Raw genomic sequence first — 15,826 nt, forward strand, 5'->3', positions numbered from 1 at the left:
TGCTCCTGCGCCGGCGCGGGGTCCTCCAGCTCCTCGACCTCCGCGGCCAGCGCCTCGTACTCCTCCCGCGCCCGTACCGCCCGCTCCGCGGCCTCCTCCCGCGCCACCACCAGCCGGTCGATCTCGGCCTGCGCGGCCCCGGCCCGGGACCGCGCCGCGCCGAGCCGGCCGGTCAGCCGGGCCAGGCCCTCGCGCCGGTCGGCGATCGCCCGGGCTGCGTCCCGCAGCCGCCGCTCCTCCTGCGCGAGTGCCCGCTCCAGCTCCGCCCGGTGCTCGACGGTGTCCTCCAGGGCCCGCGACGCCGCCTCCAGCGCGGCGGTCAGCTCCGCCTCCTGCTCGCGGATGCGCGCGGCCTCGCGTTCCATGTCCTCCGGGTCGCGTCCGCGCCGCTCCTCCTCCACCGGCGCGGTCGCGCTCTTGACCCGGGCCTCGGCCAGCGACACCGTGCCCCGCACCCGCTCGGCCAGCTGCGCCAGCTCGTACCAGGTCTGCTGGGCCTGCTGCAGCCGCGGCGCCAGCTCGCGCACCGAGGCCTCCAGCGCGGCCTCGCGCGCCAGCGCCGAGGCCAGCTCCGCCTCGGTCGCCTCCTTGCGCTCCTTCAGCGCGGCCTCGTCGGCGATCTCCGCCGCGAGGGCGGTGCGCAGCGCCACCAGGTCGTCGGCGAGCAGCCGCAGCCGGGCGTCGCGCAGGTCGGCCTGGATGACTGCCGCCCGCCGGGCCACCGCCGCCTGCCGTCCCAGCGGCTTCAGCTGCCGGCGCAGTTCCTCGGTCAGGTCCTGCACGCGCGCGAGGTTGGCCTGCATCGCGTCCAGCTTCCGCAGCGCCTTCTCCTTGCGCTTGCGGTGCTTGAGGACGCCGGCCGCCTCCTCGATGAACGCGCGCCGGCCCGTCGGATCGGCGTGCAGCACGGAGTCCAGCTGCCCCTGCCCGACGATGACGTGCATCTCCCGGCCGATGCCGGAGTCGGACAGCAGCTCCTGGATGTCCAGCAGCCGGCAGGTGTCCCCGTTGATCTGGTACTCGCTGCCGCCGTTGCGGAACATGATCCGCGTGATGGTGACCTCGGCGTACTCGATCGGCAGGGCGCCGTCGGAGTTGTCGATCGTCAGCGACACCTCGGCCCGCCCCAGCGGCGGCCGCCCGGTGGTGCCGGCGAAGATGACGTCCTCCATCTTCCCGCCGCGCAGGGTCTTGGCCCCCTGCTCGCCCATGACCCAGGAGAGCGCGTCGACCACGTTGGACTTGCCGGAGCCGTTGGGGCCCACGACACAGGTGATGCCCGGCTCGAAGCGCAAGGTGGTGGCGGAGGCGAACGACTTGAAACCACGCAGGGTCAGGGCCTTGAGGTGCACGCCGCCGGACTCTACCTCTCGGGTCCGGTTTCACCCATGAAGGCGGGGGGCAGAGTCGTCGTCATGGAAGGCGCTCCCCGCCCGGGGGGTGAGCCCGGGACGGACCGCGAGGGCCCGGCAGGGCCCGGAGGGTCGGCGAGAGGGGCGGCGGGCAGGGCACGCGCAAAGAAAGAAGGGACGCCGAGGCGTCCCTTGCAGATCGAGTCGGGGCTGGAGTCGAGCGACGAGATTGGCGCGGATCAGGTGAGCGCAGGCTCCGCCTTGGGTACGTCGATGTCGATGCTCTCCAGCAGCGACTCTCCGTGCTGAGCGGCGGCCGCGGTGAGCGCGTCGTTCTCGGACTGGATCCGTACGAGCTCGGACTCCAGGTCCTGGACGCGCTGCTGAAGCCGTCGCATCTCGGCGAGGAGTCGCGGGTCGGAACCGCCGACGTAACCGAGAAGCGCCTTTGCCATGATGGATGGTCCTCCACACTGAGTGACCGACCGAAGCGGTGTGGGTCGTGAGGGAATCGCACCCGCGGTGTCTGGCAGCGTCTGTCAGTCCTTGCGCTCCTACTGCCACACGGCCAAACAGCTCAGGTGCGCGGGGACTTCCAGCGTCTCACCAAAAAGTTTGACGGTCAACACGATCACGCCCCGTATCGACGGGCAAACCGCTCCGCGCAAGGGCCGTGGAGATCGTCCTCGCCTCCGAGCCTTCCACGGAACGGGGGGCGTCGCCATGTGGGGACGACGTAACCGCAGATCCGGCGGTGTGCACGTGTGATCAGTACATGATCAGCGGATCGCGAAGCCGTCGTAGCCGCCGCGCGGTGCGCCCCAGATCTCGGTGACCCCGTCGACCCGCCCCGGCGTGTCGGAGGACCGCAGCCAGTCGAGCAGCCGGTGGCAATTCTCACGTTGACCCTCGGCGACGACCTGTACTCGACCGTCGTCCAGGTTGAGCGCGAAGCCCTGCAGGCCGCCGATCTCCAGAGCGTTCGCCCTGGTGAACCAGCGGAAGCCCACTCCCTGTACCCGGCCGCGTACCCACGCGGTCATGCGCACGTCTTCGTTCATGAAGGAACGCTAACCGGGTGAACACATCTCGTTCACCCCGCCCCCCGTGCCCCATGGCGTACAGTCCCGGACCAATGACCTCACCCATTTGGGTGAGAAAAGGTCGATCTTGGAACGTGGAAGGCTACGCAATGGGACGCCACCGACTTCCCGCGCCGCGCCGGGGGCGCGGCGCCGTCGTGCGCAACACCGTGCTGGGCGTCTGCGTGGCGGCGGCCCTGGGCACCACCGCGGCGGTCACCACCGGCGCGGTGCCGGTCGGCGACTCCTTCCCCTATCTGGGCGATACGCCGAAGAAGCCGCAGGCCAAGGCGTCCCCGCGGGCCGAGGCCGGGGAGAGCCTCCAGCAGCAGGGCGGCCTGGCGAACCTCTCGGGGCGGGCCTCGGCCGACCCCGGCGTCCCGGCCTCCGCGAGCCCGTCGCCCTCCGCCTCGCCGTCGCCTTCGGCCTCTCCCTCGCCGTCCGCCTCGGCCACCCCGACCCCGACCCCTACGCCCACGCCGTCCACGCAGGCCCCCGAGAAGCCCGCGCCCGCGCCCTCCAAGCCGGTGGCGAAGCCGGCGCCGAAGCCGTCGGTCGCGGTGCCGACCGGGCACTCCGCCGAGGAGGCGGCCGTCCTCGACCTGGTCAACGCCGAGCGCGTGAAGGCGGGCTGCCCCGCGGTCCGGGCCAACCCCCCGCTGGCCGCCCTCGCCGGCGCCTTCAGCAAGGACATGGCCACGCGCGGCTTCTTCTCGCACACCGACCCCGACGGCAACTCGCCGTGGGACCGCGCCACCAAGGCCGGCATCTCGGGCCTGGGCGGCGAGAACATCGCCCGGGGCCAGGGTGACCCCCAGGCCGTCATGACGGCCTGGATGAACAGCCCGGGCCACAGGGCGAACATCCTCAACTGCGAGTTCCGCACCCTGGGCGTCGGCGTCCACGTGGCGGCCGGCGGCCCCTGGTGGACGCAGGACTTCGGCTTCTGACGGCCGGTCCCTGATCCACGGGCCCTGACCCACGGGCCCTGATCCACGGCCCTGATCCAGGGGCCCTGGCCCTCGGGCCGGCCCTCGACCCCTCGGCCCCTGACGGCCGCCCCCTTACGACCGCCCCGGCCCTCAGGCGGCGGCCAGTGCGGCCCGCCCGGCGAGGACGACCCGCGCCTGCTCGGCGACCCTGCGGCCCAGGTGCTCGGCGGTCGCCAGGTCGGCCTTGTGCACGGCCTCGGGACCCTCGTCGGAGTTGGTCTGCGCGGCGGCGCCGGAGAAGAAGCCGAGCCGGTTGAGGTCGTTCTCGGAGGCGGTCGAGGAGTTCCAGCCGGGCTTGAGACCCAGGTTGATCCAGCTCATGCCGTGCTGGGCGGCCAGCGTCTGGAAGAACTGCAGGGTGTGCAGCTTGTCGCCGCTCTTGGAGGCGGAGTTCGAGAAGCCGGCGGCCAGCTTGTCCTGCCAGGCGTCGGTGAACCAGCGCTTGGAGGTGGCCTCGGCGAAGACGTGGAAGGCGCCGGAGGCGGTGCCCATGTACGTCGGCGAGCCGAAGACGATCGCGTCCGAGGCGTCGAGCAGCGCCCACTGGGCCTCGTCGATCTCGTCGACCTTGATCAGGTGCACGGTGGCACCGGCGTCGGCGGCGCCCGCCCGGACGGCCTCGGCGACCACGGTGGTGTGCCCGTAGCCGGAGTGGTAGGCGATCGAGACGACGGGGGTGGGTGCGGTGGTGGACATGGGCATCTCCTTCGGGAGCGGTGGGAACGACAGAAAGAAAAGCACTTTCTTTTCGTAAGCGCAACCTACTGGTTAGCGCTACCCGGGGGTACGCTTGAGACATGGAGACCCCTGTCCGCGCCGGAACAGCGCCACGAGCCACCACCGACGCCGAAGCCACCACCGACACCGCAGCCGAAGCCGCCGCCCTGGACCCCGAGCTGCCCTTCAACGTCTTCGCGCGCGCCTGTCCCTCCCGCGAGACGCTCGAACACGTCACCGGCCGCTGGGGCGGCCTGACCATGGGCGCCCTCTACGAAGGCCCGCGCCGCTTCAACGAGCTGCGCCGGCGCGTGGACGGCGTGAGCGAGAAGATGCTGTCGCAGACCCTGCACGCACTGGAGCGCGACGGCCTGGTGCACCGCGAGGCCCAGAGCACGAACCCGCCCCGGGTCGACTACGAGCTGACCCCCCTGGGCCGCCAGGTGGCCGAGCGGCTGCTGGCCCTGATCCACTTCCTGGAGGACGGCATGCCGGAGGTGCTCGCCGCCCGCACCGCCTACGACGAGACGCGCGGGGCCCGCTGACAGCGGGGGCAGAAGTAGCTGGAGCGGTTCATCCAGGGCCGGCGCCGCATGGGCGTACCGCAGCGGCGGCACGGCTCGTCCTCGCGCCCGTAGGCGTCGAGGGAGCGGTCGAAGTAGCCCGACTCGCCGTTCACGTTGACGTACAGGCTGTCGAAACTGGTGCCGCCGACCGCCAGGGCCGCGGTCATCACGTCCCGGACGTGCCCGAGCAGTTCGGTGCTCTTGGGCCGCGTCAGGGTCAGGGTGAGGCGCTCGTAGTGCAGTCTGGCGCGCCACAGTGCCTCGTCGGCGTAGATGTTGCCGACGCCGCTGATCAGCGACTGGTCCAGCAGGGCGCGCTTGACGGTGCTGCGCTTGGCGCGCAGGGCGAGGTGGTAGGCGCTCTCGTCGAACAGCGGGTCCAGCGGGTCCCGGGCGATGTGCGCGATCACGTCCGGCAGTCCTTCCGCGCTGCCGGGCACGCTGTCGTGGAGCGAGAGCCCGCCGAAGGTGCGCTGGTCGACGAAGCGCAGCTCGGTGCCCCGGTCGTCGGCGAACCGGATCCGGATCCGCAGGTGCCGCTCGTCCGGCGCCCCCTCGGGCTGCACCAGGAGCTGGCCGCTCATGCCGAGGTGGCCCAGCACGGACAGCTCACGGCCGGCCAGCGGCAGCCACAGGTACTTGCCCCGGCGCCGGGGCACCTCGAACGTCTGCCCGGTGAGCCGGGCTGCGAAGTCGGCCCCGCCTCCGACGTGCCGACGCACGGCCCGCGGGTGCAGGACCTCGACCGCGGCCACGGTCCGCCCGGCCACCCAGCGCTCCAGCCCGCGCCGGACGACCTCGACCTCGGGCAGCTCGGGCACGGTGTCTCCTCGACGGGCGGGGTGCGGACGGGAGGGAAGGGGCGGACCCGATCAGCTTAACCGGCCCCCTCGGCCCGTCCGTCGGGCGTCAGGCCGCAGCGCCACAGGCGCTCGGCCTCGGCGGGGCGGCCCTGCTCGGCCAGCAGCTCGGCCAGGTGCTCGCCGGCACTCTCCACGCCCTGGTCGATGAGCCGGCGCAGCTCGTCGGCGCGGCCGTGGCGGTGCAGCAGCCGCGCCAGCTGCTGGTTCCAGAACCGGTGGTCCCCGGAAGCGGCCTGCTGCCCGAGGAGCCGGACCGCCAGGTCCACCTGGCCGGCCCGCTCCAGGGCTTCCGCCATCTCGTGGGCCGCGGACCCCCGCCACGGCGACCCGCCCACCCGGATCGCCTCCTCGAACTCGCCCCGGCGCAGCAGCAGCCCGGCCAGCTCGCTCACCGCCGCCTCGTCCCCGGCGGCCGTCCGGGCCCTCAGCTCGTCCTCGCGGCCCTGCTCGGCGAGCAGTTCGGCCAGCCGCGAGGGCGCCGGCCCCCGGCCCGCGTCCGCATGCGGGGTGAGCAGCTCGATCGCGCGCTCCGCCTCCCCGCGCGCGTGGAGGACGTCCGCCGCCTCGACGGCCGCCTGCACGTCGCCGTCCGCCGCCCGCTCGGTCAGCTCCTCCAGCCGGCCCTCCTTCGCCAGCAGGTGCGCCAGCGTCCAGTCCGTGTCCGGGTCGCCCTGTCCGGCGAAGTCCCGCAGCACCTCCAGGGCTTCCTCGGTCCGGCCCTGCTCGTGGAGCAGGTCCCCCAGGTTCCTGGCGGCCTCGAAGTACCCCTCGTTCGTGAGCTCGTACAGGCGCTCGACCCGCCCGAGGTCCTTCAGGAGTTCGCAGAGCGAGAGGACGAGCAGGTCGTCCTCCTCCTCGTGGCCGCGCTCCAGCAGCAGTTCCAGGATCGCCACCGCCTGCTCGTCCTCCCCCTCGTCCCGCAGGAGTTGGGCGATCCGGCTCCACGCGCCGAGGTCGTCGGGGTCCATCCGCTCCAGGAGCAGGGACCTGGCCAGCCACGGGTCGCCGTACTCGATCAGGTGCCAGGCCGCGCTCTCGTTCCCCGCCTCGGCCAGCTCGAACAGTTCGTCGAAGTCCCAGCCGGCCAGGATCGTCCGGTTCACGTCGGCGGCCGGTCCCTCCGCGCGGTCCAGCCGGTCCGTCATCTCGGCGAGCCCGGCCCCGTCCCCCATCCGCCGGTACAGCTCGGCCGCCTCGCGCACGGCCCACACGCTGCCCGCGTCCGCCGCCTTGCGCAGCAGCGGGAGCCCCGCCGTCAGGCGCTGGCGGGCCACGGCCGCCGAGCCGAGCCGGTGCGCGTCGTCGGCGTCCGCCAGGTGTGCGGCGCACGCGTCCCAGAAGGCGGCGGGCGGTACGGCGCGGCCCGCCTTCCCCACGTGCTGGACCAGGTAGTCCGCGACCCGGTACCCGTCCGGACGGCCGCCCATGCGCAGTCCTTCGGTGACCGGGACGAGCGGCGCGGTGGCGCCCAGCTGGGGCCGGGTCGCATAGGCGAGGGCCTCCTCGAACCAGGCGGCCCCGGCCGACCCCCGCTCCGCCGGGGTGCAGTAGCCCGGCGCCGCCGCGTGCAGCAGTCCGGCGGGCAGCGGGGTACGGGCGCCCAGCACGGCCGCGTCCACCGCGGCGGCCATGATCGCCCGGGCGTACGGGCCGGCGGCCTCCCAGCGGCGGACCAGCTGCGGGGCCGCCGCGATGACCTGGGTCAGGCCGAAGTCCGCCGAGTCCAGGGCGATGCGCAGCCGCGGGTCGTGCTCGGCCGCCTCCCGTGCCCGGGACCGCTCGGCTTCGGTGAAGGCCGCCCCGACGGTGATCACGTGCGCGAGCTTCACCAGGGCCCGCTCGGTGCCGAAGGGGTCCTCGGCCCCGTCCGCGTCGCGGGGCGAGTGCCCGTCCCTGTCCCGGGACCCGTCCCTGTCCCGGGACCCGTCCCTGTCCTGGGACCCGTCGCTCTCCCGCGAGCCGTCCCTGTCCCGCGAGCCGTCCCCGCCCCCGTCCGGGCCGGGCAGCCCGGGCGGAGTGGTCCACGCGTCGTACAGCCGTGGCCAGAGGGTGGCCACCACGAGCACCTCGGGCCCCAGCAGCCGGCGCAGCAGTCCCGCGGTCAGGCCGTGCTCGCCGCCGACGTGGTTCTGGAGCTCGTCCAGCCAGACCACCACCCGGCGGGGCCGTAGCTCCGCCAGTGCCTCCAGCCCGCGGCCCCCCTCCGGGTGGGCCAGCTCCCAGTCGGGCAGCTCCGCCCGGACGGCCTCGTAGAGCGAGCGGGTCTTGCCGACCGAGGAGCCGCCGACCAGCAGGACGAAGCCGCTGCCGGCCCGGACGAGGGCGCGCAGCCCGCCGGGTTCCCGGGTGTCGAGGTCGCGCGGCACGTACGGCGGGAGGCCCGGACCCGGTTCCAGGCCTTCGGCGAGCCGGATCGGCCGGTGCACCCCGAGTGCCACCGGATCGGCATCGGCGAGCCTGACCAGATCGAACGGCAGGGGTTGCGCAGCGGCGGGCCGGGCCGCGCCGATGAAGACGTCGCCCTTCACCCCCACGAACTGGTAGCTGTCACCACCGATCGAGGACTGCTCGATCCTCGCCTCGGAGCGCTCCCGCACCCGCCCCCCCTTTTTTTCCCGCTGCATGGGGACGACCCCGCCGCACCATCGTGCGACGGGGTCGTCCGTGAAGGAAATCGGTTCAGGCCGAGGGCGAGTCGGCGGGGGTCGGCGACCCGCCGTCGGTGACCTCGGCGGCGGCGCCGGTCCCGGCTTCGGCCGCCTTGGCCTGCGCCGCGATCCGCTCGTCCGCGGCCGCGCGGATCGCGCGCCACGCGGACTCGGCCGCCTGCTGTTCGGCTTCCTTCTTGCTGCGGCCGGTGCCGGTGCCGTACGAGACACCACCGACGCGGGCGGCAGCAGTGAAGGTCTTCTCGTGGTCCGGGCCGGTCTCGGTCACCAGGTACTCGGGTACGCCGAGTCCCTCGGCCGCCGTGAGCTCCTGGAGGCTGGTCTTCCAGTCCAGGCCGGCACCGAGGTTCGAGGACTTCTCGATCAGCGGGTCGAAGAGCCGGTGGACCAGCTCCGAGGCCGCGTCGAGGCCCTGGTCGAGGTAGACCGCGCCGATCACCGCTTCGAGGGTGTCGGCCAGGATCGAGGCCTTGTCCCGGCCGCCCGTGCCCTCTTCACCCCGGCCGAGCCGGATGAAGGAGCCCAGTTCGAGCCCGCGCCCGACCTCCGCCAGCGCACGCGAGTTGACCACCGCGGCCCGCAGCTTGGCCAGCTGGCCTTCGGGCAGGTCGGGGTGGGTGCGGTACAGCGTGTCCGTGACCACCAGGCCGAGCACGGAGTCCCCGAGGAACTCCAGCCGCTCGTTGGTGGGCAGGCCGCCGTTCTCGTACGCGAACGAGCGGTGGGTCAGCGCACGCACCAGAAGGGCGGACTCGACCTGATAGCCGAGCCGCCCTTCCAGAAGCGTGTGGGACGAGGCCGCGTTGTTGTCGTCTGCCTGCTTCTTACTGCCGGCAAGTTCGGACATTGCGCCTCTCACCAGCCGCTCAGACCTCGAGGACCTGGCGCTTGTTGTAGGTGCCGCAGCTCGGGCACGCGATGTGCTGCTGCTTCGGCTCCTGGCAACGCTCACACGAAACCAGGGTGGGGACCGCAGCCTTCCACTGCGACCGGCGGTGGCGCGTGTTGCTGCGCGACATCTTCCGCTTCGGAACAGCCACGGCTACTTCTCCTGCTTCTCGGCGGCGCCCCGGACGTCTACGTCAGAAGCCGCGCCGCTCATGTTGTCCTTCTCGTCGTCCTGATCGGCCACGACGAGTCCCTGCAAAGCCGCCCAACGGATGTCGACGGCGTCATGGTGGTGGTCGGGGTCCTCGTTCAGACTGGCCCCGCACTCGGAGCACAGACCGAGACAGTCCTCCCGGCACACCGGCTGCAGCGGCAGTGCGAGCACCACCGCGTCCCGCAGCACGGGTTCGAGGTCGAACAAGCCGTCCTCGACGAAGAGCCTGTCCTCGTCTTCCTCGGCGTCGTCGCCCGGCTCCGCCTTGGGGCGGCCCCGGTCGTCGGCGTCAGGGTACGAGAACATCTCCTGGAAGTCCGTGTCGAGCTCGCGCTCCACGGCCTCCAGACACCTTACGCACTCCCCCAGGGCGGTTGCACGGGCGGTGCCTGTGACAAGCACCCCTTCCATGACCGACTCCAGGCGGAGGTCGAGCTCGATCGGCGCGCCTTCCGGCACTCCGAGGACTCCGTCGATGCCGAAGTCCGCCGGAGCCGCGATCTCGCGGGACAGCCGCTGCATGGCACCAGGACGCCGACCCAGCTCGTGCGTGTCGAACACGAGGGGGTTGCGGTGGTCGAGGCGGGCGTTCAGGGCCGTTCCTGCTTTCGTGAAATCGCTGGATCGCTGCCGTGCGGGCAGCAGGGAGCGCGTCGCGCATGCGCGACCGAACAGCCAGGATACCCGGCGCTTCGCCCTGAGCCCAATCCGGTGGGCGCGACCGCCTAGCGCCCCTGCTCGTAGCGCCGGAGCTGCTCCATGTCGATCATGCTCGTGTCGAAGAAGCTGGTCTCGTCCAGAGCGGGCTGCGCGTGCGGGGCCGGGACGGGGTGCTGCTGGTAGGCGGCGGCGTACGGGTCGGGCGCCTGCGCGTAGCCGGCGGCGGCGTACGGGTCGGGCTGCTGCGACCAGTCCCCGTAGGGCTCCTGGTACGCCTGCTGCTGCGGGTAGGCGTACGTAGCCCACCCGGGCTCCGGCTGCGCCGCCGGTACGGGCTCCGGCCGCGCCACCGGCTCCGGGTCGGGCTCCGCGAGGCCCGCCAGGAAGTCCGCGTCCGCCCCGGCCCCGGTCGAGTGGCCCCGGCCCGGGCGCGGCTGGGGCACCCCGGCGGCGTCCTGGGCGGCGATATGGGCGCCGAGGTCGTCCGAGGGCACCCGGCCGAGCAGCTTCTGCCGGCCGCGGCCGACGGCTTCGAGGGTCTTGGCGAGCACCGCCTCGAACGTGGCCAGCTTGGTGTCGACGTAGTCGTCGGCCTGGCGGCGCCGCAGCTCCGGGTCGTCGCTGCGCTCGGGGGCGTCGGTGTCGGGGCGGCCGTGCTCGTCGTAGCCGGTGGAGCGGCCGAGGAGCTTGTCGCGGCCGCGGTCGACCGAGCCGATGGTCTTGGTGAGGACGACCTCGAAGTTGGCGAGCTTGCTGTCGACGTAGTCGTCGGCCTCGGCGCGGATCGCGGCGGCCTCCTCGCGGGCCCGGGCCAGGATCCTCTCGGCCTCGTCCTGGGAGCGGCGGGCGACCTCGGTGTCGGAGATCAGGCTGCCGCTCCGGGCGTGCGCGGACTGGATGATCCGCTCGGCCTCGCGGTGGGCCTCCTCGACCATCCGGTCCCGGCCGCCGAGCAGTTCCTGGGCCTCGGCGAGGGAGCCGGGCAGCGCCTGGCGCACCTCGTCCAGGAGGGCGAGCAGTTCGGCGCGGTTGACCACGCACGAGGCCGACATCGGCATGGAACGGGCGCCGGCGACCGTCGCGACGATCGCGTCGAGCTTCTTCTGCACGTCCATGGGGACTCGCAACTCTCTCGGCCTCGGTGGCTCCCGAGACGGACGGGACGACTGTACGGCCCCGGGGTGCGCGCCGGACACCGTCCGCCGGGGTCCGGCGGACGGCGGTGCGGGGCTCAGCGGCTGGCCAAACGTTCCATCAGTGCGGTGTGGACGTGCGGGGGCAGCAGGTGCGAGACGTCGCCGCCCCAGGCCGCGACCTCCTTGACCAGCGAGGAGGACAGGAAGCTGTAGGTGGGGATGGTCGGCACGAACAGCGTCTCGACTCCCGACAGGCCCATGTTCATCTGCGCCATCTGGAGCTCGTAGTCGAAGTCGCTGACGGCGCGCAGCCCCTTGACGATGGCGGGGATGTCGCGCTGCTTGCAGAAGTCGACGAGCAGGCCGTGGAAGGACTCGACCTCCACGTTGCCGTAGTCGGCGACGGCCTCGCGGATCAGTTCGATCCGCTGCTCGACGGTGAACAGGCCCTGCTTCGACGGGTTGATCATCACGGCGACATGCACGACGTCGTACAGCCGGGAGGCCCGTCCGATGATGTCGAGGTGTCCGTTGTGGATGGGGTCGAACGACCCCGGACAGACGGCGCGGCGCAAGTGAAGTCCCTCGCTCTCCGGTGCGGGCATCATGACTCTTCGCTGGTGAAGGCGGCGCGACCGTACCAGAGCGTGCCCTCGCCGTACCGCCGGGAGCGGAGCGGCTCGAAACCCTCGGGCCAGGGGAACGCGCCGCTTCTCGTGCTGCGTTCCACGGTGACCAGCGCCGCGTCGGCGATCCAGCCGTTGGCGCGGAGTGTGAGGAGGATCTCCCCAAGATCGCTGTGGGTGACGGCGTAGGGCGGGTCCAGGAAGACGATGTCGTACGGCGCCCCGGACACCGCGGTGGCGGCGACCTGCTCGGCCTTGCCCGCGCGGAACTCGGCGCCCGGCAGGGCCAGGGACCTGATGTTGTCCCGGATGGTCTTCGCGGCGCGCGGGTCGGACTCCACCAGCAGGGTGTGCGCGGCGCCCCGGGAGAGGGCCTCCAGGCCGACGGCGCCCGATCCCCCGTACAGGTCGAGGACGCGGGCCCCGTCGATGCCGTGCAGCGACTCCCACGTGGAGAACAGGCCTTCGCGCGCGCGGTCCGAGGTGGGCCGGGTGCCGGTGCCGGGCGGCACGGCCAGGCGTCGCCCGCCGGCGGTGCCGGCGATCACGCGGGTCATCTGGGGTCCTTCGGTCTGCCGGGGTCACGGCCGTCCCGGCGGGGCGGCCCTCCCCATTGTCAGCCCTTCTCCAGGTACTGCTCCCGTTCGGTGTCCAGCAGGGCGTCCAGGGCGGTCCGCAGGCCGGGCAGTTCGGCGAGGTCCGGATCGGCCCTGACCACGCGGGTGGCCTCCTCGCGGGCCTGGGCGATGATCTCCTCGTCCTCGATGACGGCGAGCATCCGCAGGCTGGAGCGCACGCCCGACTGGGCCTGGCCGAGGACGTCGCCCTCGCGGCGCTGCTCCAGGTCGATCCGGGACAGCTCGAAGCCGTCGAGGGTGGCGGCGACGGCGGCGAGCCGGGCGCGGGCGGCGCTGGCCTCGGGCATCTCGCTGACCAGCAGGCACAGGCCGGGGGCGGAGCCGCGGCCGACGCGGCCGCGCAGCTGGTGCAGCTGGGAGACGCCGAACCGGTCCGCGTCCATGATCACCATCACGGTGGAGTTCGGGACGTTGACGCCGACCTCGATGACGGTGGTGGCGACCAGCACCTTCACCTCGCCGGCGGCGAAGCGCCGCATGACGTCGTCCTTGTCGGCCGGGTCCATCCTGCCGTGCAGCACCCGCACGTCCAGCCCGGCCAGCGGGCCGGCGGCGAGCTGCGCGGCGACGTCGAGCACGGCCAGCGGGGGCCTCTTGTCCGCCTCGTCCTGCGGCGAGGGCTGCTTCTCGCCGTCCGTGCCGCCTTTGCCGCCCTTGCCGCCCTTGCCGTTCCTCGGCTCGTCCTCGCCGTCGCCGATCCGCGGGCAGACGACGTAGGCCTGGTGGCCCTTGTCGACCTCCTCGCGGACCCGTTCCCAGGTGCGGGCGAGGAAGTGCGGCTTGTCCTTGGCGGGGACCACGTGGGTGGCGATCGGGGAGCGCCCGGCCGGCAGCTGGTCCAGGACGGAGGTCTCCAGGTCGCCGAAGACGGTCATGGCGACCGTGCGCGGGATGGGGGTGGCGGTCATCACCAGCAGGTGCGGGGTCCGCCGCTCCCGCTGGGAGTGCCCCTTGGCCCGCAGGGCGTCGCGCTGCTCCACGCCGAAGCGGTGCTGCTCGTCGACGACGACCAGCCCGAGGTCGTGGAACTGCACGGTGTCCTCGATCAGGGCGTGCGTGCCGATCACGATCCCGGCCTCGCCGGTGACCAGGTCGAGCAGTGCCTGCCGGCGCGCGGCGGTGCCCATGGACCCGGTCAGCAGCACCACCTTGGTGCCGACGTCCGAGCCGCCGAGCATGCCGCCCTCGGCGAGCTCGCCCATCATCTCGGTGATCGACCGGTGGTGCTGCTGGGCGAGCACCTCGGTGGGCGCGAGCATCGCTGCCTGCCCGCCGCAGTCCACGACGGCGAGCATCGCCCGCAGGGCCACCAGGGTCTTGCCGGAGCCGACCTCGCCCTGGAGCAGGCGGTGCATGGGGTGCTCGGTGGCCAGGTCGTCGAAGATCTCCCGGGAGACCGCGCGCTGGCCGTCGGTGAGGGTGAAGGGCAGCTTGGCGTCGAAGGCGTCGAGCAGCCCGCCGGGGCTCGGCCGGCGCGCTACGGCGGGCAGCTGGGTGTCGGCGAACCGGCGGCGGGCCAGGGCCACCTGGAGGACGAAGGCCTCGTCCCACTTGAGGCGGTCGCGGGCCTGGGCGACGTCGGCCTTGGTGCGCGGCCGGTGGATCTTCAGCAGGGCCTCGGGGAGGGTGAGCATGCCCCGGCCCTCGCGCAGCGCGGGCGGCAGCGGGTCCACGGCGTCCTGGGCGCCGGGCAGCACCGCGTCGACGGCCTTGGAGATCTTCCAGGTCTCCAGCTTGCCGCAGGCCGGGTAGATCGGGATGAGCCGGCCCGCGAAGGCGTCCACCGCGTCCCGGTCCGTGCCCTCGCCGCCGAGCAGCTCGTACGCGGGGTGGGAGAGCTGGAGGCGGCGGTTGAACATGCCGACCTTGCCGGCGAACATCGCGCGGGTGCCGGGCAGCAGCTCCTTGTGCGGCTTGTGCACGCCGGAGCCGAAGAAGACCAGTTGGAGCCGGCCGGCGCCGTCGGTGATGGTCACCTCCAGGCGTCTGCCGCGGCCGCCGTTGAAGGTGTGCACGCGGGCGTCGGCGACCTGGGCGACGACCGTCACGTGCTCGTCGAGCTGGTCGGCGAGCTCGGTGAGCGGGGTCAGCTCACCGCGCTCGGCGTACCGCCGGGGGTAGTGGTGCAGCAGGTCGCCGACCGTGTGCAGGCCGAGCTGCTCGGCCATCACCTTGGCGGTGGCGGGTCCGAGCGTCTTCTTGAGGGGTTCGTCGAGCGCGGGCACGTGTTCCATTCCACACCATGGCGCTGACAGGCCGGCCGTACGACGGCCCGGTGCGGCGCCCGCGGGCCCTCACTCGACGCCTATGACCAGCGGGGCGCAGTGCCGGCCGCCGCGGTAGGTGACGGTGTCCACGGCGAGGTGGCCCTCCCGGACCCGCGTCTCCAGCCGGGCCGCGAGGGCGTCGGGGGCGTCGGGGCCGAGGACCAGGGTGACCAGCTCCCCGCCGGAGCCGAGCATCCGGTCCAGCACCGCCTCGGCGGTCTCCGGCAGACCAGAGCCGATCACGACCACGTCCCCGTCGATCAGCCCGAGCACGTCGCCGGCCTGGCAGATCCCGGCCGAGGTGAAGGAGCGGCGTTCGGCGACGGCCAGCTCGCCGTAGCGGGTGGCGCCGGCGGCCGCGGTCATGGCGACCACGTCCTCGTCGAAGCTGCCGTCGGGCTCGTGGACGGCGAGGGCGGCCAGGCCCTGGACGGGCGACCGGGTCGGGATGAGGGAGACCCGTACGCCCTCGGCCCGGGCCCGCTCGGCGGCGGCCGCGGCGGTGGCGCGCAGTTCGGCGTCGTTGGGCAGCAGCACGACCTCGCGGGCGTGGGCGCGGCGGATCGCGCCCAGCAGGTCGGCCTCGGACGGCGGCTCGCCGGGCCGCACCGGCACGGTGGTCGCCCCGGCCTCCTCGCACAGTCCGGCCAGGCCCTCGCCCTGGACCACGGCGACGACGGCCCGCTGGACGCGTTCGGGGCGGGCGGCGCGGCGCAGTTCCTCGGCGCCGAAGTGGGTGATGCGGATCCGGTACGGCCGCCCGGCGGCGACCCCGGCCTCCACGGCGGCCCCGGGGTCGTCGACGTGGACGTGGACGTTCCACAGCCCGTCGCCGCCGACGACGACCAGGCTGTCGCCGAGCCGGTCGAGCCGGCCGCGCAGCTCGGCGACGGCCTCGTCGCGGGCCTCCAGGAGATAGAGCACCTCGTACGCGGGCCCGTCCGGTTCCTGGGCGCACGGCTGCGCGTCCCGCGGCACGGGCACCGCCCGGCCGGGGACGGCCTCGGGGGCCGGCTGCTCGCCGGACAGGGCCTGCCACAGCGCGCCGAGCACGGCGACCAGTCCGCAGCCCCCGGCGTCGACCACGCCGGCCCGGCCGAGCTCGGTGAGCTGGCGGGGGGTCTCTTCCAGGGCGGCGCGGGCGGCGTCGTAGGCG

16 protein-coding genes are annotated in these 15,826 nt (G+C 73.4%); 2 read left to right on the forward strand and 14 right to left on the reverse strand.

Annotated features, from left to right (window positions below; genetic code table 11):
* The 3 genes from LG632_RS25035 to LG632_RS25045 form a co-directional block, all read right to left on the reverse strand.
* The coding region (locus tag LG632_RS25035; RefSeq protein ID WP_226729814.1) for a chromosome segregation SMC family protein at positions 1–1,352 on the reverse strand (1,352 nt) is incomplete at its 3' end.
* 239 nt (positions 1,353–1,591) lie between these two features.
* Positions 1,592–1,807 (reverse strand): hypothetical protein, encoded by a 216-nt coding sequence (locus LG632_RS25040; RefSeq protein ID WP_226729815.1) that lies wholly within the window; start codon positions 1,805–1,807, stop codon positions 1,592–1,594.
* Between the two features lie 324 nt (positions 1,808–2,131).
* On the reverse strand, positions 2,132–2,413 hold the full coding sequence (locus LG632_RS25045; RefSeq protein WP_226729816.1) for an acylphosphatase: 282 nt from the start codon (positions 2,411–2,413) through the stop codon (positions 2,132–2,134).
* 116 nt (positions 2,414–2,529) lie between these two features.
* Between LG632_RS25045 and LG632_RS25050 the strand changes: the two genes are divergently transcribed.
* On the forward strand, positions 2,530–3,384 hold the full coding sequence (locus LG632_RS25050) for a CAP domain-containing protein (RefSeq protein ID WP_226729817.1): 855 nt from the start codon (positions 2,530–2,532) through the stop codon (positions 3,382–3,384).
* A 132-nt stretch (positions 3,385–3,516) separates the two neighbouring features.
* Here the strand turns inward: LG632_RS25050 and LG632_RS25055 are convergent, their stop codons facing one another.
* Entirely contained in the window at positions 3,517–4,122 is a 606-nt protein-coding gene (locus tag LG632_RS25055) for a flavodoxin family protein (RefSeq protein ID WP_226729818.1), read from the reverse strand.
* A 101-nt stretch (positions 4,123–4,223) separates the two neighbouring features.
* Between LG632_RS25055 and LG632_RS25060 the strand changes: the two genes are divergently transcribed.
* Positions 4,224–4,688, forward strand: coding sequence for a winged helix-turn-helix transcriptional regulator (locus LG632_RS25060; RefSeq protein WP_226729819.1), 465 nt, complete (start codon positions 4,224–4,226; stop codon positions 4,686–4,688).
* Here LG632_RS25060 and mutM read toward each other — a convergent pair.
* The 10 genes from mutM to LG632_RS25110 form a co-directional block, all read right to left on the reverse strand.
* A complete protein-coding gene (mutM, locus tag LG632_RS25065; RefSeq protein ID WP_226729820.1) occupies positions 4,661–5,530 on the reverse strand; it encodes a bifunctional DNA-formamidopyrimidine glycosylase/DNA-(apurinic or apyrimidinic site) lyase in 870 nt (289 codons plus the stop codon). The genes LG632_RS25060 and mutM overlap by 28 nt on opposite strands.
* 56 nt (positions 5,531–5,586) lie before the next feature.
* On the reverse strand, positions 5,587–8,169 hold the full coding sequence (locus LG632_RS25070) for a tetratricopeptide repeat protein (protein ID WP_226729821.1): 2,583 nt from the start codon (positions 8,167–8,169) through the stop codon (positions 5,587–5,589).
* 82 nt (positions 8,170–8,251) lie between these two features.
* A complete protein-coding gene (rnc, locus tag LG632_RS25075) occupies positions 8,252–9,088 on the reverse strand; it encodes a ribonuclease III (RefSeq protein ID WP_226729822.1) in 837 nt (278 codons plus the stop codon).
* 19 nt (positions 9,089–9,107) lie between these two features.
* Positions 9,108–9,281, reverse strand: a complete 174-nt coding sequence (gene rpmF / locus LG632_RS25080; protein WP_026165248.1) for a 50S ribosomal protein L32 — start codon at positions 9,279–9,281, stop codon at positions 9,108–9,110.
* Between the two features lie 2 nt (positions 9,282–9,283).
* Complete coding sequence (locus LG632_RS25085) at positions 9,284–9,937, reverse strand: YceD family protein (RefSeq protein ID WP_226729828.1); 654 nt, start codon at positions 9,935–9,937, stop codon at positions 9,284–9,286.
* 131 nt (positions 9,938–10,068) lie between these two features.
* Complete coding sequence (locus tag LG632_RS25090) at positions 10,069–11,118, reverse strand: cell division initiation protein (protein ID WP_226729823.1); 1,050 nt, start codon at positions 11,116–11,118, stop codon at positions 10,069–10,071.
* A 116-nt stretch (positions 11,119–11,234) separates the two neighbouring features.
* Positions 11,235–11,714, reverse strand: coding sequence for a pantetheine-phosphate adenylyltransferase (gene coaD / locus LG632_RS25095; protein ID WP_226729824.1), 480 nt, complete (start codon positions 11,712–11,714; stop codon positions 11,235–11,237).
* Between the two features lie 29 nt (positions 11,715–11,743).
* The gene (rsmD, locus tag LG632_RS25100) at positions 11,744–12,322 is read right to left on the reverse strand and encodes a 16S rRNA (guanine(966)-N(2))-methyltransferase RsmD (RefSeq protein ID WP_226729825.1); all 579 of its coding nucleotides are present in this window, start codon (positions 12,320–12,322) and stop codon (positions 11,744–11,746) included.
* Positions 12,323–12,381: 59 nt separating this feature from the next.
* Complete coding sequence (gene recG, locus LG632_RS25105; protein ID WP_226729826.1) at positions 12,382–14,637, reverse strand: ATP-dependent DNA helicase RecG; 2,256 nt, start codon at positions 14,635–14,637, stop codon at positions 12,382–12,384.
* 60 nt (positions 14,638–14,697) lie between these two features.
* On the reverse strand, positions 14,698–15,826 hold a 1,129-nt coding region (locus LG632_RS25110), incomplete at its 5' end, for a DAK2 domain-containing protein (RefSeq protein ID WP_226729827.1).

The sequence above is a fragment of the Streptomyces antimicrobicus genome (genome assembly GCF_020532625.1).
GTDB classification, from domain to species: Bacteria; Actinomycetota; Actinomycetes; order Streptomycetales; family Streptomycetaceae; genus Streptomyces; species Streptomyces antimicrobicus.

Bases quoted from the DNA above. Each gene is read 5' to 3' on its own strand.
- LG632_RS25040 (WP_226729815.1), bottom strand. From the start codon at position 1,807: ATGGCAAAGGCGCTTCTCGGTTACGTCGGCGGTTCCGACCCGCGACTC.
- LG632_RS25045 (WP_226729816.1), bottom strand. From the start codon at position 2,413: ATGAACGAAGACGTGCGCATGACCGCGTGGGTACGCGGCCGGGTACAG.
- LG632_RS25055 (WP_226729818.1), bottom strand. From the start codon at position 4,122: ATGTCCACCACCGCACCCACCCCCGTCGTCTCGATCGCCTACCACTCC.
- LG632_RS25060 (WP_226729819.1), top strand. From the start codon at position 4,224: ATGGAGACCCCTGTCCGCGCCGGAACAGCGCCACGAGCCACCACCGAC.
- rnc (WP_226729822.1), bottom strand. From the start codon at position 9,088: ATGTCCGAACTTGCCGGCAGTAAGAAGCAGGCAGACGACAACAACGCG.
- LG632_RS25090 (WP_226729823.1), bottom strand. From the start codon at position 11,118: ATGGACGTGCAGAAGAAGCTCGACGCGATCGTCGCGACGGTCGCCGGC.
- rsmD (WP_226729825.1), bottom strand. From the start codon at position 12,322: ATGACCCGCGTGATCGCCGGCACCGCCGGCGGGCGACGCCTGGCCGTG.
- recG (WP_226729826.1), bottom strand. From the start codon at position 14,637: ATGGAACACGTGCCCGCGCTCGACGAACCCCTCAAGAAGACGCTCGGA.